General features: G+C 68.8%; 1 protein-coding gene. It reads right to left on the bottom strand.

What is annotated here, in order from left to right; genetic code table 11:
* Window positions 1-1,010: KR domain-containing protein (locus tag ACWDZ6_RS33425; protein WP_451505837.1), on the bottom strand; the 1,010-nt coding region annotated here is incomplete at both ends.

The raw sequence follows: 1,010 nt of genomic DNA, 5'->3' as shown, positions 1-1,010 counted from the left end.
AATCCGGTGACTGCGTCGGTGCCTTCGGCGACCAGGTGCCAGAGGTCTTCGGGGCTGTTGACGTCGCCGGGGTAGCGGCAGGCCATGGAGACGACGACGATCGGGTCGTCGTCGGTGTGGGTGGGGGTGTGTGCGGGGACTGGGGTGTGGTCGGGGGTGTGGGTGGGGGTGATCTGGTCGGTGATGTGGGTGGCGAGTGCGGCGGGGGTGGGGTGGTCGAAGATGAGTGTGGAGGGCAGGCGTAGTCCGGTTTCGCGGTTGAGGCGGTTGCGTAGTTCGACTGCGGTGAGGGAGTCGAAGCCGAGTTGTTTGAAGGCTTGGTCGGTGGTGAGGGTGCCGGGCTGGGTGTGCAGGACGGTGGCGCAGATGTGGGCTACCAGGTCGCGGACGGCGGTGGTGCGTTCTGCGGGGGAGAGGGTGGCCATGTGTTGTTGCCAGTTGGTGGCTGTGCCGGTGGTGGTGGTGTTTCGGGTGGTGCGGCGTTGGGGGGTGGTGGCGAGGCGGTGGAGGAGGGGTGGGAGTTCGCCGTTGTTGGCGAGTGTGGTGAGGGTGGTGCGGTCCCAGTGGGTGGGTGCGAGCAGGGGGACGGGGAGGTCGAGTGCGGCGTCGAGCAGGGCGGTGCCTTCGGTGGTGGTCAGTGGGGTCATGCCGGTGGCGGTCCAGCGGGCGGTTTCGGAGGTGCTGAGGGTGGAGCCCATTCCGTCGGCCCAGAGTCCCCATGCCAGGGAGGTGGCGGGTAGGCCTTGTGTGTGGCGGTGGTGGGCGAGTCCGTCGAGGAAGGTGTTCCCGGCCGCGTAGTTCGCCTGTCCCGGCGAACCCAGCAGACCAGCCACCGACGAGTAGACAACAAACGCCACCAGGGGCAGGTCCTGGGTGAGTTCGTGCAGGTGCCATGCGGCGTCGGCCTTGGGGCGTAGGACGCGTGTCGTGCGGTCCGGGTCCAGCGCTGTCACCAGGCCGTCGTCGAGGATGCCGGCGAGGTGGAAGACGGCGGTGAGCGGGTGCGCCGC

The organism is Streptomyces sp. NPDC002926 (genome assembly GCF_053591755.1).
Note: the sequence above shows the minus strand (reverse complement) of the source record. Positions and strands in the feature narration are given on the sequence as shown.